Source organism: Pseudotenacibaculum haliotis (assembly GCF_042684245.1).
Taxonomy (GTDB): Bacteria; Bacteroidota; Bacteroidia; order Flavobacteriales; family Flavobacteriaceae; genus Polaribacter; species Polaribacter haliotis_A.
This window is the reverse complement of the sequence record NZ_JBHULH010000012.1, coordinates 115,437-132,774: the sequence shown is the minus strand read 5'-3', so window position 1 is coordinate 132,774 and position 17,338 is coordinate 115,437. Positions and strand designations below refer to the sequence as shown.

The 17,338-nt window shown below is 34.8% G+C and carries 17 protein-coding genes and 1 pseudogene; 3 read left to right on the top strand and 15 right to left on the bottom strand.

The genetic code is table 11. The features are described from left to right. Window position 1 precedes the first annotated feature (1 nt). Entirely contained in the window at window positions 2-952 is a 951-nt protein-coding gene (rsgA, locus tag ACFSRZ_RS15090) for a ribosome small subunit-dependent GTPase A (RefSeq protein WP_379667405.1), read from the bottom strand. A gap of 70 nt (window positions 953-1,022) precedes the next feature. On the opposite strand from rsgA, the gene ACFSRZ_RS15085 reads away from it, so the two are divergent. Then, window positions 1,023-1,484 (top strand): hypothetical protein, encoded by a 462-nt coding sequence (locus tag ACFSRZ_RS15085; RefSeq protein ID WP_379667404.1) that lies wholly within the window; start codon window positions 1,023-1,025, stop codon window positions 1,482-1,484. Window positions 1,485-1,610: 126 nt separating this feature from the next. Here the strand turns inward: ACFSRZ_RS15085 and ACFSRZ_RS15080 are convergent, their stop codons facing one another. From ACFSRZ_RS15080 to ACFSRZ_RS15015, 14 genes and pseudogenes are all read right to left on the bottom strand, one after another. Further along, on the bottom strand, window positions 1,611-2,693 hold the full coding sequence (locus tag ACFSRZ_RS15080) for a chorismate mutase (RefSeq protein WP_379667403.1): 1,083 nt from the start codon (window positions 2,691-2,693) through the stop codon (window positions 1,611-1,613). A gap of 14 nt (window positions 2,694-2,707) precedes the next feature. Beyond that, the gene (locus tag ACFSRZ_RS15075) at window positions 2,708-3,556 is read right to left on the bottom strand and encodes a prephenate dehydrogenase (protein WP_379667402.1); all 849 of its coding nucleotides are present in this window, start codon (window positions 3,554-3,556) and stop codon (window positions 2,708-2,710) included. 38 nt (window positions 3,557-3,594) lie between these two features. Next, a complete protein-coding gene (locus ACFSRZ_RS15070; RefSeq protein ID WP_379667401.1) occupies window positions 3,595-3,972 on the bottom strand; it encodes a nuclear transport factor 2 family protein in 378 nt (125 codons plus the stop codon). A 26-nt stretch (window positions 3,973-3,998) separates the two neighbouring features. After that, entirely contained in the window at window positions 3,999-5,141 is a 1,143-nt protein-coding gene (locus ACFSRZ_RS15065) for a pyridoxal phosphate-dependent aminotransferase (RefSeq protein WP_379667400.1), read from the bottom strand. Continuing rightward, window positions 5,138-6,019: a prephenate dehydratase gene (locus ACFSRZ_RS15060; RefSeq protein WP_379667399.1), complete on the bottom strand. Its 882-nt coding sequence runs from the start codon at window positions 6,017-6,019 to the stop codon at window positions 5,138-5,140. Before ACFSRZ_RS15060 ends, ACFSRZ_RS15065 begins: the two co-directional genes overlap by 4 nt. A 298-nt stretch (window positions 6,020-6,317) precedes the next feature. Further along, window positions 6,318-6,497, bottom strand: a pseudogene (locus tag ACFSRZ_RS15055) (T9SS type A sorting domain-containing protein); the annotation flags it as partial. A 323-nt stretch (window positions 6,498-6,820) separates the two neighbouring features. Next, window positions 6,821-7,024, bottom strand: a complete 204-nt coding sequence (locus ACFSRZ_RS15050; RefSeq protein WP_379667398.1) for a hypothetical protein — start codon at window positions 7,022-7,024, stop codon at window positions 6,821-6,823. Window positions 7,025-7,833: 809 nt separating this feature from the next. Beyond that, window positions 7,834-9,249 carry a pyridoxal phosphate-dependent decarboxylase family protein gene (locus ACFSRZ_RS15045; RefSeq protein ID WP_379667397.1) on the bottom strand — a complete coding sequence of 472 codons (1,416 nt, stop codon included), beginning with the start codon at window positions 9,247-9,249 and terminating at the stop codon, window positions 7,834-7,836. A gap of 168 nt (window positions 9,250-9,417) precedes the next feature. Continuing rightward, window positions 9,418-9,921, bottom strand: a complete 504-nt coding sequence (locus tag ACFSRZ_RS15040) for a hypothetical protein (RefSeq protein WP_379667396.1) — start codon at window positions 9,919-9,921, stop codon at window positions 9,418-9,420. A gap of 443 nt (window positions 9,922-10,364) precedes the next feature. Beyond that, window positions 10,365-11,027, bottom strand: a complete 663-nt coding sequence (locus ACFSRZ_RS15035; RefSeq protein ID WP_379667395.1) for an NUMOD1 domain-containing DNA-binding protein — start codon at window positions 11,025-11,027, stop codon at window positions 10,365-10,367. Then, window positions 11,017-12,423: a hypothetical protein gene (locus ACFSRZ_RS15030; protein ID WP_379667394.1), complete on the bottom strand. Its 1,407-nt coding sequence runs from the start codon at window positions 12,421-12,423 to the stop codon at window positions 11,017-11,019. The genes ACFSRZ_RS15035 and ACFSRZ_RS15030 overlap by 11 nt, the downstream gene beginning before the upstream one ends. Before the next feature lie 171 nt (window positions 12,424-12,594). After that, complete coding sequence (locus ACFSRZ_RS15025) at window positions 12,595-13,344, bottom strand: hypothetical protein (protein ID WP_379667393.1); 750 nt, start codon at window positions 13,342-13,344, stop codon at window positions 12,595-12,597. A gap of 139 nt (window positions 13,345-13,483) precedes the next feature. Further along, window positions 13,484-13,738: a hypothetical protein gene (locus tag ACFSRZ_RS15020; protein ID WP_379667392.1), complete on the bottom strand. Its 255-nt coding sequence runs from the start codon at window positions 13,736-13,738 to the stop codon at window positions 13,484-13,486. A 139-nt stretch (window positions 13,739-13,877) separates the two neighbouring features. Then, window positions 13,878-14,222 (bottom strand): hypothetical protein, encoded by a 345-nt coding sequence (locus ACFSRZ_RS15015; RefSeq protein WP_379667391.1) that lies wholly within the window; start codon window positions 14,220-14,222, stop codon window positions 13,878-13,880. 227 nt (window positions 14,223-14,449) lie between these two features. Between ACFSRZ_RS15015 and ACFSRZ_RS15010 the strand changes: the two genes are divergently transcribed. Both ACFSRZ_RS15010 and ACFSRZ_RS15005 read left to right on the top strand, forming a co-directional pair. After that, entirely contained in the window at window positions 14,450-15,802 is a 1,353-nt protein-coding gene (locus tag ACFSRZ_RS15010) for a DNA cytosine methyltransferase (RefSeq protein WP_379667390.1), read from the top strand. Next, window positions 15,774-17,336: an ATP-binding protein gene (locus ACFSRZ_RS15005; protein ID WP_379667389.1), complete on the top strand. Its 1,563-nt coding sequence runs from the start codon at window positions 15,774-15,776 to the stop codon at window positions 17,334-17,336. The genes ACFSRZ_RS15010 and ACFSRZ_RS15005 overlap by 29 nt, the downstream gene beginning before the upstream one ends. Window positions 17,337-17,338: the final 2 nt, after the last annotated feature.

Here is a 17,338-nt window from a genome sequence, read left to right as displayed (position 1 = left end):
GTTATTCGTTTTCCCAAATATCTGTTCTGTAATGTTCTTCTTCTCCTTCTAAGATCTGTAGGTAGCTTTTGTATCTAGACCAAGAGATTACTTCTTCTTCTAAAGCTGCTTTTACTGCACATTGTGGTTCTTTTACATGAATACAGTTGTTAAACTTGCAATGTTCTTTTAGAGCAAAGAATTCCGGGAAATAATCTCCTAATTCTTCTTTACTCATGTCTACCACACCAAATCCTTTGATTCCGGGTGTATCGATTATTTTAGCGCCAAAGCTCAGGTCAAACATTTCTGCAAAAGTTGTAGTATGTTGCCCCTGTTTGTGCTGCTCTGAAATTTCTTTGGTTTTAAGATCTAATCCGGGCTCTATAGCATTTACCAAGGTTGTCTTCCCTACTCCAGAATGTCCTGAGAACATACTTACTTTGCCTTTCATCAGCTCTTTAACAAGCTCTACATTGGTGTTTTCTGTTGCTGAAACTTCTATGCATTGATATCCGATAGCTTCATAGATATCTTTTAGATACAAGATCTCTGCACGTTCTTCTATCTCATAGGTATCGATCTTATTAAAGATCAAAACTGCTTTGATAGAATAGGCTTCTGCCGTGATCAAAAAACGATCGATAAACGTAGTTAAGGTAGGCGGATTGTTGATTGTAACTAACAAAAACACCTGATCTATGTTAGAAGCAATTACGTGTGTTTGTTTAGAAAGGTTTACAGATTTACGAACGATATAGTTTCTACGTTCGTGAATATCACTAATTACTCCCACTTCTTCGTCTCCAATGGTTTCTAATTCAAAATCTACTTCATCACCTACAGCAATAGGGTTTGTACTCTTGATTCCTTTGATACGGAACTTCCCTTTAATTCTGCATTTGTGTAGGTTTCCGGCATCGGATTTTACCCAATACCAACTTCCGGTCGATTTATATACTGTTCCTATCATTCTTCAACATTTATTGTATTGGCACCATTTTTGACTATCTTAGAAAGTCATTTAACTTAAAACAAATATCATGAAAAAATTCTATTTAGTAGTTGCCCTTTTGGGTTGTATTTATACCGCTGATGCTCAGATGTATGAATATAAAGTAATCACCAGCGTCGAATCTATTATCCCTAGCGGTTTAGGAAGATCTCGTATCGTTTCTGCCGACGACGAACGCAACTACAAAGATTTTACATCTAAGAGAACTGATGGAAAATCTGAAAAAGACAAGAGGAACAAATCCAACCGTTCTAGCATTCGTGTAAAGAATTTTGAAGAAACCAAATTGTTGAACTTTTTCAACTTAGGTGGAATTCGTTTTCAAAACATTGCGGCTAACGATGCTGTAATGACTTCAAAGATCAACACCATGGTTGAAAATGGTTGGGAGCTAGCCTTTGTCACCAGCGCCGTAGAAAGCTACGGTGGAAAAGGAGATAATAACGGTATTTTTATTACTCGATATATTTTCAAGAAAAAGAAGTCTTAATAAAAAAAGCCCCGAAGTTTCGGGGCTTTTTTTTTGACCTTCATTAAGATCATACCTATACGGAAGGTACTCTCTAAAATAGACTACTTCACCTCAAAGAATTGAGGCTCGTAGTGACTTCTCACTTTATGCGTTGATGATCTTCTTTTGGTGATTGATCGATTCTTGGTGAATGGCTTTGAATACTTTTAACACAAACTCTTCACTCAAGTTGTTCTCTTCTCCTTCCAAGATCATTTTTCCTAAGATCTCGTTCCATCTTCTCGATTGAAGGATCGCAACGTTCTTATCTCTCTTCAATTCTCCAATTCCGTCTGCAATCTTCATTCTTCTTCCCAATGTTTCAATCAACTGATGATCTAATACATCAATCTGTGTACGTAAGGTGTTCAACGCATTTCTGTAGTCTGCTTCTGTATCTGTAGACTTACGAATCTTTAAATCAACCATCATTTGGATCAAAGTACTTGGTGTGATCTGCTGTTTTGCATCTGACCAAGCATTGTCAGGATCGTAATGTGTTTCAACCATCAATCCATCAAAATTCAAATCCAATGCTGTTTGACAGATATCAAAAATAATATCACGTCTTCCTGCAATATGCGATGGGTCACAGATCAAAGGAAGATCCGGGAAACGGTTTTGCAATTCTATAGGAATTTGCCAGTTTGGGTTGTTACGGTATCTGGTTTTCTCATAGGTTGAAAATCCTCTGTGAATGGCTCCTAATTTTTGAATGTCTGCCGAATACAAACGTTCTATGGCTCCTAACCATAATGGTAAATCTGGGTTTACCGGATTTTTTACCAACACGATCTTATCGGTTCCTTTTAAAGCATCTGCAATCTCCTGAACAATAAAAGGACTTACGGTTGTTCTAGCTCCGATCCATAGAATGTCTACGTCGTGCTCTAAGGCTAAGTCTACGTGGTTGGAATTTGCTACCTCGGTAGAGATTAACATTCCTGTTTCTTCTTTGGCTCTTTTCAACCATTTTAATCCTAAGGCTCCTACTCCTTCAAAATTACCGGGTCTTGTTCTAGGTTTCCAAATTCCTGCTCTTAAGACTGTTGCATCTGTATCTTTTAATTCGTGTGCAATTTTCAGTACTTGTTCTTCCGTCTCTGCACTACACGGTCCGCCAATAACCAATGGGTGACTTAACCCAAAGTCATTTAACCAACCTCTTAATTCTTTTTTATTTTCCATTGTTTGTTGTTGTCTTATCGAATTCCGTTTAAAATATTCTTTATGTGATTTGTATTTTCCATCTCTTCATAGATCGCCTGAAAGTTGTTCTCCTGCATGAGTTCTTTAAACTTCTGCAAGTTCCCTATATATTCTTCCAAGGTTTCTATGACATTGGTTTTGTTTTGTTCAAAAATAGGTGCCCACATGGCCGGTGAGCTTTTTGCCAAGCGCACTGTAGATTCAAATCCACTTCCTGCCATGTCAAAAATGTCTCGTTCGTTCTTCTCTTTTTCAATTACTGTTTTCCCTAACATGAAGGAACTAATGTGTGATAAGTGAGATACGTATGCTATGTGCTTGTCGTGTGAAATTGGGTCCATATAACGAATTCTCATCCCTATTTTGGAAAACAGTTCCAAGGCTCTTTCTTGTAATTTAAAGGCTGTCTTTTCTACTTCACAAATGATGTTTGTTTTTTGCTGATAGAGTCCTTTCATTGCTGCCTTGGGTCCTGAAAACTCGGTTCCTGCAATGGGGTGAGACGCTAAAAAGTTTCTTCTCTTAGGGTGCTCTTTTACAATCTCGCAGATGTCTTGCTTGGTAGAGCCTACATCAATCACCACAGCATTGTCATGTACTGCATCCAGCACATTGGTTAAAACACTTAGCGTAGCGTTTACAGGGATCGCTACAAAAACAATATCTGCATCAGACAGCGCATCAAAAGTAACTGCTTCATGAATCACTCCCAGTTCTTTTGCCTCCTTCAGATGATCTGAATTTTGATCGATCCCGAAAATTTTTGCTTCCGGATATTGTTCTTGAATATCCAAGGCAAAGCTTCCGCCAATCAATCCCGTTCCTATTATAAATACGTTCATTTTTTAATAATCAATTATCAATGATTCAATGATCATTCTTAACTGTAATCTTCTATTTTACTAATCCTATCGTCTTTGAAAAAGAAAATGCTTTTTCCATTGATATTCATTTCTTGTCCTTTCTTCATTTTATCACCTACATCTACTTTTAAAGTAGCTCTATAGCTTACCAAAGCAATACAGTGATCGTCTTTGTGCTCTACACTCAGAATTTCCTTTTTCCTTTTAGAGAACATTTCCGTTCCTCTTTGTGCTTGTTTCTTAAAGGCTTTTAATCCTTCTAACTTCATCGTCAACTCGTTTTTCACATAATTCTCAAATACTACTTTTGAGTGTAGTGGCAATAACATCTTTTTCATGTTAAAGGAATTATATCCTTGCACGTAGAGGTTGATTAAATCCAATTGTCTTTTCATATGATTTTATTTTGTTTGTTTTTCTTTTAAAATCGGCTTAATGCTTCTTCAATTGTATCTTCGGGTACACATAAGGAAAATCGGATGTATCCTTTTCCTTGATTTCCAAAGATAGATCCCGGTGCTACGAAAATATCTTTGTCGTATAAGAGCTCGTCAATTACAGTTTCTGAGCTTTTCCCTTCGGGTAATTTTGCCCAAACAAACATTCCTGAAGCATTACGATTGTAAGTGCAATTCAATTTGTCTGCCAATTGCCAGACCAACTTTCGTCTTTCTTCGTAGATCTTATTGATCTCTTCAAACCATGTAGTAGACATTTGTAATGCTGCTACGGCTCCTTTTTGAATTCCGTAGAACATTCCTGAATCCATTTGAGTTTTCACACGTAATACATCTTGTAAATGTGATGCTTTTCCTAACAGCATTCCTACGCGCCATCCTGCCATGTTAAAAGCTTTGCTTAAAGAATTCAATTCTAGCGCAACTTCTTTGGCTCCTTCAATTGCTAACAGACTTTGTGGTTTATCGTTTAAGATAAAGCTATACGGATTGTCGTTGACAATGAGTATTTGATGTTTTTTAGCAAAAGTGATCAGTCTTTCAAACAAGTCTTTATCTCCTTTGGCTCCTGTTGGCATATGCGGATAGCTTACCCACATAACTTTTACTTTTGACAGATCTTGTTGCTCTAAGGCTTCCAAATCGGGTTGCCAATTGCTTTCTTCTTTTAATTCATAGTAAACCGGAGTGGCTTCTACCAAATGTGTCACTGAGGTATAGGTTGGGTATCCCGGATTAGGAATCAACACTTCATCTCCTTTGTTTAAAAAAGCCATAGAAATATGTAAAATTCCTTCTTTACTTCCCATCAAAGGCAATACTTCGCTTCCCGAATCTATCTGTGTATTGTAATGCTTTTGGTAAAAATCTGCTACTGCAGATCTAAATTCCGGCAAGCCTTGGTAACTCTGATATTTATGTGCACCTACGTCTGTTACTGCTTCTTGAATAGCTTTGATCACCTCTTGTGGAGGTTGTAAATCGGGACTTCCTATTCCTATATTGATAATAGGCTTCCCTTGGGCTGCCAAGCCGCGTACTTCTTTCAACTTTTTAGAGAAGTAGTATTCTTGTATTTGTTGTAATCTGTTTGCCGGTTCTCTCATGATCTTCCGTTCTTATATTCTCCTAATATGGTAAATTCTTCTGCCATGATCTCTATAACTGCCTTTGCTTTTGCATAGTCTTCGTAAGTATCAAAGGTAACATCTACAAAAAAGGCGTATTTCCATGGGGTTTCTATTTTGGGTAGCGACTGAATTTTTGTTAGGTTGAGCTTGCAATCGCTCATTACATTTAACAGTGCTGCCAAGCTTCCTCTTTTGTGTTCTAATTCAAATTTTAAAGAGGCTTTGTTTATTTGATTCTGAGCACTTCCAGTGTCTTCAATGTCTAAAGAATCGTTTGCTACTCGGTGACTTCGAGTGACCTCAGTCACCGGTTTTTGTACAATGACAAAACGTGTTGCGTTGTTGCGAATGGTTTGGATATCGTCTTCTAAAACTTCTAAATCAAACAGATCGGCTGCTTTTTTGGGAGCGATAGCTGCCACTCCTTTCAACTCATTTTTTGCGATACGCTGTGCTACTTCGGCGGTATCTACATCTTCTACTAGTTTGATGTGCCTATGTCCTTTAAAGAACTCTTTACATTGCAACAAAGCCATAGGATGCGAACATACTTCTTGAATATCTTCGATCTGCTGACCAGGCATAGCCATTAAATGGTGGTGAATGTTTAAATAGTATTCTCCACAGATTTTCAACCCATTATAATCTATTAGTGCGTAATTGGGAATGATGGATCCGGCGATGGTATTTTCTAAAGCCATGATACCGTAATCGCAGTTCCCTAAGGTTAAGCATTCTACCAATCCATCAAAAGAAAGGAACTCATGAATCTCTGCTTCATCTCCAAAATAATCTCTGGCAACGCTATAGTGGTTGGATCCTCGAACTCCTTGTATGGCTACTCTTTTTTTCATTTTGTTGTAAAAAAAAAGTCTCGAAAAATCGAGACTTTATACTGGTTATATTTTTGCATTATATACACGCACAAAGTCTCAGCTCTTATTAAAAAAATAAAAGTAAAAATAGAAACCTTGCCAAACGTGTTGTAAACTCATTTCGTGTTTGTTTGGTGACAAATCTAAGTATTAAAATGAAATAAACAAATATTCTTTTATTGATTTTTAAAGAATTAACAATTCCATAAAAAAACCTCCCAAAAATGGGAGGTTCCAAACTTAATCAACTCACAATGATGCATAAACCCCCTACAGTTTATGCACAATCTACTCTTTCATCAATGTAATGCTTCCTATCCTTATCGGTTTGGATTCTAGCGATGTACAAACCTCTTTTAAGGTTAGTTACATTAACATCGACTTCGTGAGAATTGATATTCAAAGAAAGCATTTTTTTTTCATTTAAATCAAATAATTCTGCTTTTGTTATCTTCTGATTTGGAGATTGTAAGGTCTATTGCCCTTACAATGGTTTTTGTCTGATGCTTTTAACTAAATGATTCTTAATGTTGGTTTGTAGTACTATGGATGCGTGAAATGTGCAGCGAGTCTTTCTGGATTAGCCCTACCTAATAATGTGTGTATGCAAGTTACCGTCTTAGCATATAGCTATATGGTTTGACTCACTTTTCTTTTTTAGGGGGTCCCTGCTGGGGACGAACAGGAACCTAAGAGCGCTATTCCCGAGGCGATCCTAAAACACCATACTTCATGATGAGGACTTTAATGGTAATGGATCTGGGTAACGTATGCACTCTCCTATGCTGCGCAGTGGTATTTGTATTCTCCTTGGTTATAACTATGGATCGCTCCGTAGTTTCTCAGGGCTTCTAAGGCGGGATAGAGTTCTAACAGAAGGTTTATTCCTTCTACTTTGTCTAAAATTTCTTTGCTGGTTAAATGTTGATCTCCCATCACAGCTAATACAGATTGCTGCTTGGGTGTAAATGCTTTTGCAATCATGGAAGTTTGTTTTTAAATGATGTTGTAAAAGTAGTTTACACCCTGAAGTTGAAAGGCTTAAAAACGATGAATGGAGGGTTTGTTTCGGTGAGGAGATTCGTTATTAAGATTGAAAGCTCTTAGTAACCATATCATTTCTTACTTTTATTCTATGGGAAAGAAAGTTTTGTATGTCTTAGCTATCACTGTAGGTATTATTTTTACCACAGGCTTTCTTGTAGGGCTTATAGAGGTAATTGTTATTGTAGCTTCATCAAGCTGAGCAACTTTTAAAATAGGTTTCTTTTTAGGTAATGTAGCCTATCTTATTATCGGAGTTATATTGATTCGGTATGGATATAAAAAGTTCAACCCCAAAAACAATGCGGATAAAGAAAGTATTGAGGATATTGGAAGAGATTGAATGTTGGAAATGAAATTGAAATCGAAATTCAAGTTCAAAATCAGTTTCAGTTTCAGTTTCAAATTAATTACTTCATTATAACACCTTAACCACACCTGTTTTAGTGAGTTTAAAATTTCACCCAAAACGGGTATTGTCCACTATCATAAACCGACTTAAATTGCCCTCACATAATGCTTAGAAATTTATCCTCTCCTCTGAATTTCAAACTATTTGGTAATAGAACCCTAATTTTTAAAACAACCAAATTCTATGGAAATCAAAGAATACAGAGGTGCTCTAAATAACAAAATGTACTTTGTTTATTTACACAAAGGATCAGTATCTTCAGATTGTGATTCTTCAGTACCCCCTGTTTTTCCAACGGATAGTAGTATCGTATTAACGAAGCAGTAACTAAAAACCTCTAAACAAAACTATTGCACAAATTCAGTGTTTCTTTTACATCCTCAATGGTTGTTCTCGGATTGATCAAACACATACGCAACACCACTTGATCTTGTAAAATGGTAGTTACCAACACAGCTTTTCCGGAAGCTGTGACTCCTTCTGAAATTTGTTGATTGATCTTGTCCAGCTCTTTCTCCGTACAGTTTTTGCCAATCGGGTTGTATCGGAAATTGATGACTGCCAAGGTCGCCGGAGAAACAACTTCCCAGTTCTTACTTTTTCGGATCAAAGCTTCTGTTTGCTCAGCTAAATCGATATTGTAGCTTACTGCATCTCGGAACGATTGCAATCCGAAGGTTTTGATAGACATGTAAAATTTCAAGGCTCTGAAGCGACGTGTTAACTGTACTCCGTGATCGTAGAAATTGATCTCAGATTCGTTTCCTTCTACATCACGTAAATATTCTGGTCGCTCACTAAAAGTAGAGCTTAGCCATTTGTGGTTTCTTACCAACAAACATCCGATCTCATAAGGTTGATAAAACCATTTGTGTGGATCGATCGTTACTGAATCGGCCTTTTCAATCCCTCTCAATACTTTCGCTCCTTTTTCTGATAAAATGGCTCCTCCACCATAAGCGGCATCAACATGCATCCAAATGTCTTCTGCTTTACAGATTTTAGAAATCTCTCTCAGATCGTCTACTGTACCGGTATTAGTTGTTCCGGCATTGGCAATAATACACAAAGGTTGTAATCCTTCCAGTTTGTCGCGAGCAATGGCATTCTTCAGTTTGTTGAAGGACATTTTAAACTCTAAATCGGTGGGAATAATACGAACCTGACTTTTCTTAAATCCAATAGTTCTGATGGCTTTGATATTGGACGAGTGTGTTTGGTCTGACATATAGATGACAGCTTTCGAGAAATCGTCTCCACATTTCTGTCTTCTTGCAGTTACCAAAGCTGTTAAATTAGCCATGGATCCTCCACTGGTGAAAATTCCACCTCCTTTTTTAACCGGAAACTTAAACAATTTCAACAACCAGTTAATGGTTACAATCTCCAATTCTGCTGCAGCTGCTGAAGCAATCCATCCACCGGAAAACACATTGAATCCTGTTGCCAAAGTATCAGCCATCGCACTTACATAATTGCTAGGCCCGGGTACAAAAGAATAAAACTTAGGGTGTGAAGCAATATTGATCTCAGACAACACATTATCTGTCACAAAATCTAAGACCTTCATAGCGTCCATTCCTTGTTCCGGAGCATCCTCCAAAAACAAGTTGTCCATTTCTTTTCTACTGGCTGTAGAAAACGGATTCTTTTCGTTTTGTGTGTCAAAATGTTCTACAATGGTATCCACAATTCGATAACCATATTCTTTCATTTCTTCTTTAGAAAGTGTAAGTGATCTGTTTGATTTCATCCCTAGTGTTTTTCCCAGTACAAAGGTAGTTCAAACGAGCGATTTGGCATAGAAAAACTCTTATGAAAAAGAAGTGCCTTCTCATTTTGAAAAGGCTCTTCTCTCAAGAGAATATAAATCTACTTGAGACCCCCTTTAACAAGTAGAAATATTAACTTGAGTTTTCTATTAATCTCCAAACACCCCATTGAAAGTAACACTTATAGAGACTGTAAAGGTGTCTGAAAAACGGCTACTTCCGGAAAGGATAAAAGGGATTTTATGTTTATACATGAGTCTATTAGAAATATTTCCCAAAACTTCCGGGTCTGTTATTGTAATAGAGCCTTCGCTTTGACTAATTTCATCAATACAATTATCAATCAATAGGTCATTCCCCATCTCAAGTTTAGAATTAACAATACCGTAATTGTAATCGGTTATACTAATCTTAATTGATGTAGCTTTTAGTTCGATTAAATGATCAATATACTTCTCGAAAAATTTAGAATCTAACAAATCAATTGTAACAGACGAATTAAAAGAGTTTTGCAGCTCTTCATTTATCGTAGTAGAAACGATCATTTCTTTTGATAAGGTATCTTCACCGTAAAAGGTTACGATGTCTTCTTGCGGAGAACAAGAATATAGCAGTAATATAAAGAGGACAAATAAAAAGTTTTTTGTTTTCATGACTTTTAGATTTATCTGTATCTAAGGTCACACAAATTTTACTCTTATAATATGATAAAAGTCATAGGAAATAAAGAAAGATTGATGTATCTATAGGGTTTGAGTTCTTTGGTAAAAGAAAAAGCCTCATCGCTTCGCTCGTTGCGACCTAATTGGGTGTCCTTTGCTAAAGCTTATTATATGATAGTAAAATTGGGATTGACTCCTTGCAGTCGTCGGACCCAAAGGTGGTTTTGCAAAAGCCTCTATTGCTTTTGTAATAGTATTTTTCTTTTGGGTTGCTTCTAAGAATAAAATCTCAATACAATCCAAAAGAAAAAGCCTCTCAAATTTTGAGAGGCTTTTGCGGTCTGGACGGGACTCGAAGAAAATGTAATAAGCCCTGTGTTTACAGCATTTTAGAGCAATCTCACATTATGTGTATGCCGAATTGGTAGCCTTTTTTAGCCATATTTCCATTTATATCCTCCTGCTGTTTTCCTTTCTCCTCTGCATACTTTCGCAATAGAAGACTTCAACACTCCTGTTATTCTACTTGCACTGGCAACTGACTCAAACTTATCAATAATATGACCAGAATCAGGAGACAATTTATATACTATTTTCACTCTTCTATCTACTTTAGGTAAAATACTATCTGATTTTACATAGCTCCAGTAGAAATTACCTGCTTTTGTAGAGGAACCTGTGCAGGCTTTAGATATTTTCTTATTGCTTACATTGCATTCATTCGATGCATCCTTCAAACTATTAAATTCTCGTAAGAATTTTCCTTCTAAGCTATACTGATAAACTTTTTTAGGTACTCCACCACCAGAATCAGAATTGAGTGAAAGTCCTTCTTCTTTATTTTTCCTGATTAAAGACTTTTCCTTTTCAGCTAACTCATTCATAGTATCCAGAGTAGTGTCGACCACTTGAAACTTGAAATTTTCAATTCCATAGGTAGCCATGGACTCATAAAGCTTTCCTCCAGTATTATTCTTAGCTTTACTCAGATGGTCTCTCTTCCTAATCTCCAGAGAAGTTGTAGTTACTCCAATATAGGTTTCTAAGGTTATTGTGTTCACAATCCTGTAAACTATTTTTGGCTTTTTATTTTCCATCACTTACCTCCTTCCTTGATTTCATGAAGTATTGATAATTTTTTCCTGATTTCCTATCCTCATAAATCAAACCCATACTCAATGCATAAACTTTCATCCATTTTGTAAATTGATGAGATGAGATGTTCGAATGATTTGGATACTCTTTAACAAAATCCTCTTTAGTTTCTTTTTTGCTTATCCATTCATTTTCCTTAATCTCTTTATTTTGCACGAATTGATAAAACTCAATAGATGTACTACTAATAAGTTCATTTTCAACAAGATTAATTGGCTCAGCTATTATCAATCCTTCTCTCAAATAAACCTGTGTACATTCCATCATAAACTTGTAGAATAGACTCCATTGATAATCATCCCAGTCATCAAAAAACCTGTTTCCAAACTCAGTATCGGGCTTGTTTTTTTCATTGTAGTATGAACTCAATTCAAACTCACATCTTCTTCTAGAATCAGTATTGCCTCCTGTTCCTTTAACGTAGTAATTGCTTGAAATAACAATTTTTGGAGCTAAGGCAAGTGGAAGATAAAATTCTTTTTTTTGCTTCTGTTCAATCACCATTCCTGAAGTGATTGTCGAATAAAGCTCCTCAAAATTAAACCCCTGTTTAACATCGTCATAAAAAACAATATCACTAGTATGGCTAACTCTTTGGTTCTTAAAATTACTACTACTTTTAGTATCCTTACCACTAATAGTAACAACCTCTCTGCATACTCCTATTGCATCCATCAACAATGTTTTACCTGTGCCTCCATGAGCTCTTCCATCAGAAGACATTTCTTGGTCTACAAAAATTACTGCCCTAGTATTTTTTGAATCTTGAAACCTGTGTAACAAGTAACCAATATTAGTTTTTAAAGCTTTAAATCTTTTTTCATCTTGTCCTGAAATATTAAAACAAAACTGTTCGAACTGTGACTTTTCATTTGTTAAATAAGGAAAATAATTATTTGGGATTATCCTTTCAACCCAAATTTTTTTATCAAGTTTTTCATAAGGGATAATTCTGATATCATATACGCCAACTTGACAAGTTAAATTCTTAAAATAGAACATACTCGTTGATTTAGAATCCTTGTCAATAATCATTGTTGTTGTATCGAGAAGTTTTAGTTTAGATTTATTTATAAAGCCTGACACTCCTTTGGAGAAAATCTCTAGAACTTCTTTTTTGTTTTGCTTTCTCAAAAAATCTACTATAAAATCTATTACATCATCATCAGTTACTTCTCTAACAATGTTTTTGTACTCCCTAACAAGCACTACCCTTCCTTCAAAGTTTTTTACTTTAGAAAACCCTGAGTCACCTAAAAAATTAGTCAAATCATTCTGGCTGATTTTTATTTTCCCATTTTCATCTGTTGACCAAAACGGATTTAAATTGCTATACATAATGATAAAATTTATGATTAAAAATTTTATCCGTTAAGCGTCATTGTGGATAATACTTTTGTGAACAATGACACTCAATTCACAATGCAAAGATTTAAAAGATTGAAGCTTATTTGAAATAATTCAGCAGTATAAAAACACAACTAGCAGGTTGTCAAATTTTCTTACGTTTTATTTGGAATATTGCTTGTTTATTTTCTCGATAAATTCAAGTAACCTTTTTGAAGGCAGTATTTTACCTTTAGCTATCTTGCTAAATTCAGAAGTTGAATCCTTAAATTCGATATATTCATTCCTATCAAGACTAGCTTGTCTTAAAAAGTGTTTTTGCATCTTTTTCGATAGCATTTCATTGTCTGTCGAGTTTTCCAAGAAACCATGCTCCTTTAGCCAATAAAAAAGGAAGCAAACTTCACTTTTCTTCAAGTTAAATTTTATCTTATTAAACTCTATTGGGGGCTCAAGAGCATCTTTAGGTTGCATTTTTATCAATAACTCATCTAGTGTATTTAATAGTTTGTTTCTAATTTCTGGAAACTCATTAAGTGGTTCATGATGCTCAAAAAAATATCTATCATTCCCTAAATCTTCTACAACGCCGTTTATTAGATAGTATAACTCTGTTGGAGAAGTTAAGTACTTTAACTTTATGTCCTTATATATCCTTAGATATTCATTTGCTTTTTCATCAATAATTTTTGACAAATAATCAGAATGAAAATCCAAAACTTCTTCCTCTGGATAAACAATATGTTCTTTTCCTGTTTCTGGGTCGTAATAATGATTGCCTGGTGTACTGAATACAGCTTTATACTTTTCGCCTTTAATTAAATCGCCATCTTGCTCAAAGCTATGATACAACTTTTCATATGGTTTCTTGACTTTAAAATCACCAAAAAAATCTAGTATTGATTCGCTCATTGTGCTAAGTTAAATAACACAGCAATATAAAAATTACTGTGTTATAGCTAGCACGTTCATTTTCAGTGGTTTTTTATTGAAGGAGAAACCATCTCAAAAGTTGGCTATCAAAATACAGCATAACTCCTGTGTTTTATAGCTATAAATTATAACACAGAATCTCAAAGTGATAATAATGAAACCAGAAGGTGTCAATAAAGAACACATAAGTTCCTTTAGTACACAATCCTACTTTCTTAGCCTGTACTACCTGTCCTTTCTTAAATTTCTTAATGTTTTTATTAAATCTTAGAGGAAATGGACAGTATAAAACCATCAACTTATTGTAATAAGTCACAATTAAAATTCTATCTGGATTGAAATCACAGTAAATCTGTTTCTTCTTTTCTTTCATTTTTAGCTATATATTATAATGTTACACGAGAGTTCAGAAATAAATTAGCTCTAATAATCTGCCTCTTGTATAACCTCTCATTCTGGTCATCTATATAAAAAACAAAGAGTCAGTTATCCTGACCCTTTATTTCTTGTAACTAAACCACTTGCTTTTCATCAATCAACTGCTCAGTGATTTCGTCAAGAACTTCATCTTGATACTCCCACCTATGCTCTAACATTAGTACCTCTCCAGTTTCTGGAATAGTGTACTCATAAGGTTCAACTTTCTTTTTCGCAATTCTCCCTGGAAACTGAGTTCCAATAATTTCCTTACAAGTTTCTTCATCAAATGTTGATGTAGCAGTAGCTGTGTTTGCAGTGAAATAAATCCTTCCTGTCTCTTTAGATTTCACTGGTGTAACTCCACCTTGGAGCACAAGTATGAAGAATTCTTCTCCATCTGAATTGGTTCTTTTTTCATAACCCTTAATTGTTACCATAATTCAAAATTTAAGTTAATGACGGGGGGTTATCCCCCATTCTCAAACCCAGGAGGGGGTGTTGAGTGAATTACTAAGCTTTTTTATAGAAAAAGTTGATTAATTGGCTCAATCAGAAGAACAAGTTTTAATCGTCAGGTTTTTATTAAGGAAAGTTTTCATATTTTTGAGAAAATTGAAAAAGATAAAGTATAATGATTACTTCTCTTTTCTATTCAAAAAATTAAATGTCTACGTTGAAGTTTATAGATTTATTTGCTGGTATAGGTGGTTTTCATATAGCACTAGAGAAGCTTGATTTAGAATGTGTTTTTGCCAGTGAGCTAAAGGAGTCATTAGCTGGATTATACAAGGAAAATTTCGGGATAACACCCAATAGAGATATAACTAAAGTTGCTATCGAAGATATTCCGAAGCATGATATTTTATGTGCTGGATTTCCTTGTCAACCCTTTTCAAAAGCAGGAAGTCAAAAGGGTTTACTCGATGAAAGAAATGGGTCTTTATTTGATAAAATAGTTGATATTTTGGATTATCATAAACCTGAGTATTTCATACTTGAAAATGTCCGTAATCTAGAAAGTCATGATAATGGAAACACTTGGAATTACATTCAAAATAGACTTCAGAAGGAATTAAATTATTCCATCGATAAACATATTTTTTCTCCTCACCACTTTGGAATACCACAGCATAGAGAAAGGTTTTTTATTGTTGGTTCAAAAAACGGACTAGAGCATTTTACTTGGCCAGAGACAATCAATGAGAAAACAAGTATTTTTAACTTTCTCGATAACAATCCTACCAATGCAACAAAACTTGAGCCTGAGAAAATTCACGTATTAGATTTATGGCAGGAATTCTTAGATAGATTACCTAAAAATGCTAAAATCCCTAGTTGGCCCATTTGGAGTATGGAATTTGGAGCTACTTACCCATTCGAAAATACTACACCTTATGCCTCTTCAACAATTGCAATTGGAAAAACAAAAGGGAATTTTGGGGTTTCTTTAAAAGGAATGTCTAGAGAAGAAAAATTTAATAACCTGCCTAGTTATGCTAGAACTGAACAAAATGAATTTCCTACATGGAAAAAACACTATATAAGAAGTAATAGAAAATTTTATGCTGATTATAAGGAATATATTGACCCTGTTTTAAAAAAAATAAAAGCTTTAAATGTTCCTAGTTGGCAAAAATTTGAATGGAATGTTCAGGGAGGTGAGAGAACTGTAAGAAATTATATAATCCAATTCAGGGGCTCAGGCGTTAGGCTGAAAAAAACAGATTTTTTCCCTTCTTTGGTAACTGTTAGTACACAAATTCCCATTTTAGGGTGGCAAGAGAGATATATTACACCTAGAGAAGGTGCAAGAATTCAATCAATGAATGGAATAAGTTTGCCAGAGAATAAAGGAGCTTGTTTTTCTGCCCTTGGAAATGCTGTAAATGTAAAAATTGTGAAAAAAATTGCTGAGAAACTTATACTAAAAAAGACTATTAACGAAGAAAAGGTAAAGATGCTAGACAGAGAAAAACCAGTTTTAACCCATGCAGAAACTCAGCAGTGTCAATATTAGACCTGGTGTTACAATTTTATCAGTATTAAAACACTTAAATTATAAGCCATACTATGCCCTTGCTGAATTTATTGATAATTCAATAGATAGCTTTTTAAAAAATAAAGAGGCATTAGAAAAGATTCATAGTGACTATAAATTAAAAGTTAATATCGAGTTTGATAATACTAGTAAAAAAATTATTGTAACTGATAATGCTGCTGGTATTGGTATTAATGACTATCAAAGAGCTTTTAGAACAGCAGAAATACCTCCAGATAATTCAAAACTCTCTGAATTTGGAATGGGAATGAAGTCAGCAGCGTGCTGGTTTTCAAACGAATGGGAAGTAAGAACAACATCTTTAAATGAAGAAGTAGAAAGAACTGTAACATTTGATATTTCCAAAATTGTTGAAGACAAAATTGATGAATTAGACATATCGTCAGATAAAGCTTCTAAAAACTCTCATTATACTGTTATTACGCTTAAAGAGGTTGAGAAAATACCTGTTAAAAATAGTCTTGCAAAAGTAAAACGTCATTTAGCAAGTATATACAGAGAATTCATTAGAACGGGTATATTAGAACTCAAGATTAATAATATTCCATTAAAGCATAAATCACCAAAAATATTACAAGTACCATATTATGAGAATCCTGAAGGAGAAATAATTGAGTGGAAACAAGATGTAGAATTTGATTTTGGCAGTGATGGAAAAGGGGGAGAATTAAAGGCAAAAGGTTTTGTTGCTATTATGGAAACTATGACTGTTAAGGATAGTGGTTTTGCTCTATTTAGGAGGGGAAGAGTAATTGAAGGGAGTGCTGATAACGACGAAGGATTCAGGCCCCCCAGAATTTCAGGTTCTCTAGGTAGTCATAGATATAAGAGATTATTTGGGGAACTGCATTTAGAAGGCTTTAAGGTTAGTCATACTAAAGATGGCTTTCAGTGGGATGATAACATGGATGCTTTTTTAGATATTCTAAAAGAACAACTTGAAGGAAAAGATTCATTACCTATTCTCAAACAAGCTGATAAATATAGAGTAAGAGAAAGCAAAAAAAATCTTGGTAAAGTATCAAAGAAAGTAGTGGATAACACTACTAACAATATCAAAGAGAGTTTACCTAACGAAGTAAATGAATTAAGAAATAAAAATATTGTTCCTTCAGAAGAAGATGAAACATTAAGTGAAACAAAAGAATCCTATTTTAAGAAATTCTCTTTAAACCTTAATGACCTAGAATGGATGGTCCATCTTGAAGTTTCATATGATGAATCAATTTCAGAGTTGTTTCAAGTTGGAAATCACCTTGTCCCTGAAGGGAAAAAAACTACAGGATATAGAAATATTGGAGTCAGGTTATCACTTGTACATCCGTTTATGGTTGAATTTGCTGGTGATGATGATAAAATTATAGAGCCAATTCTCAGAATTGCCGTTGCTTTTGGCCTATCGGAAATTATTGCAAAAGAAACAAAATCTGCAGTTACTGAGGTAAGAAACAACATGAATGAGTTACTTAAAGGCTCCTTATCAAAACATTAATT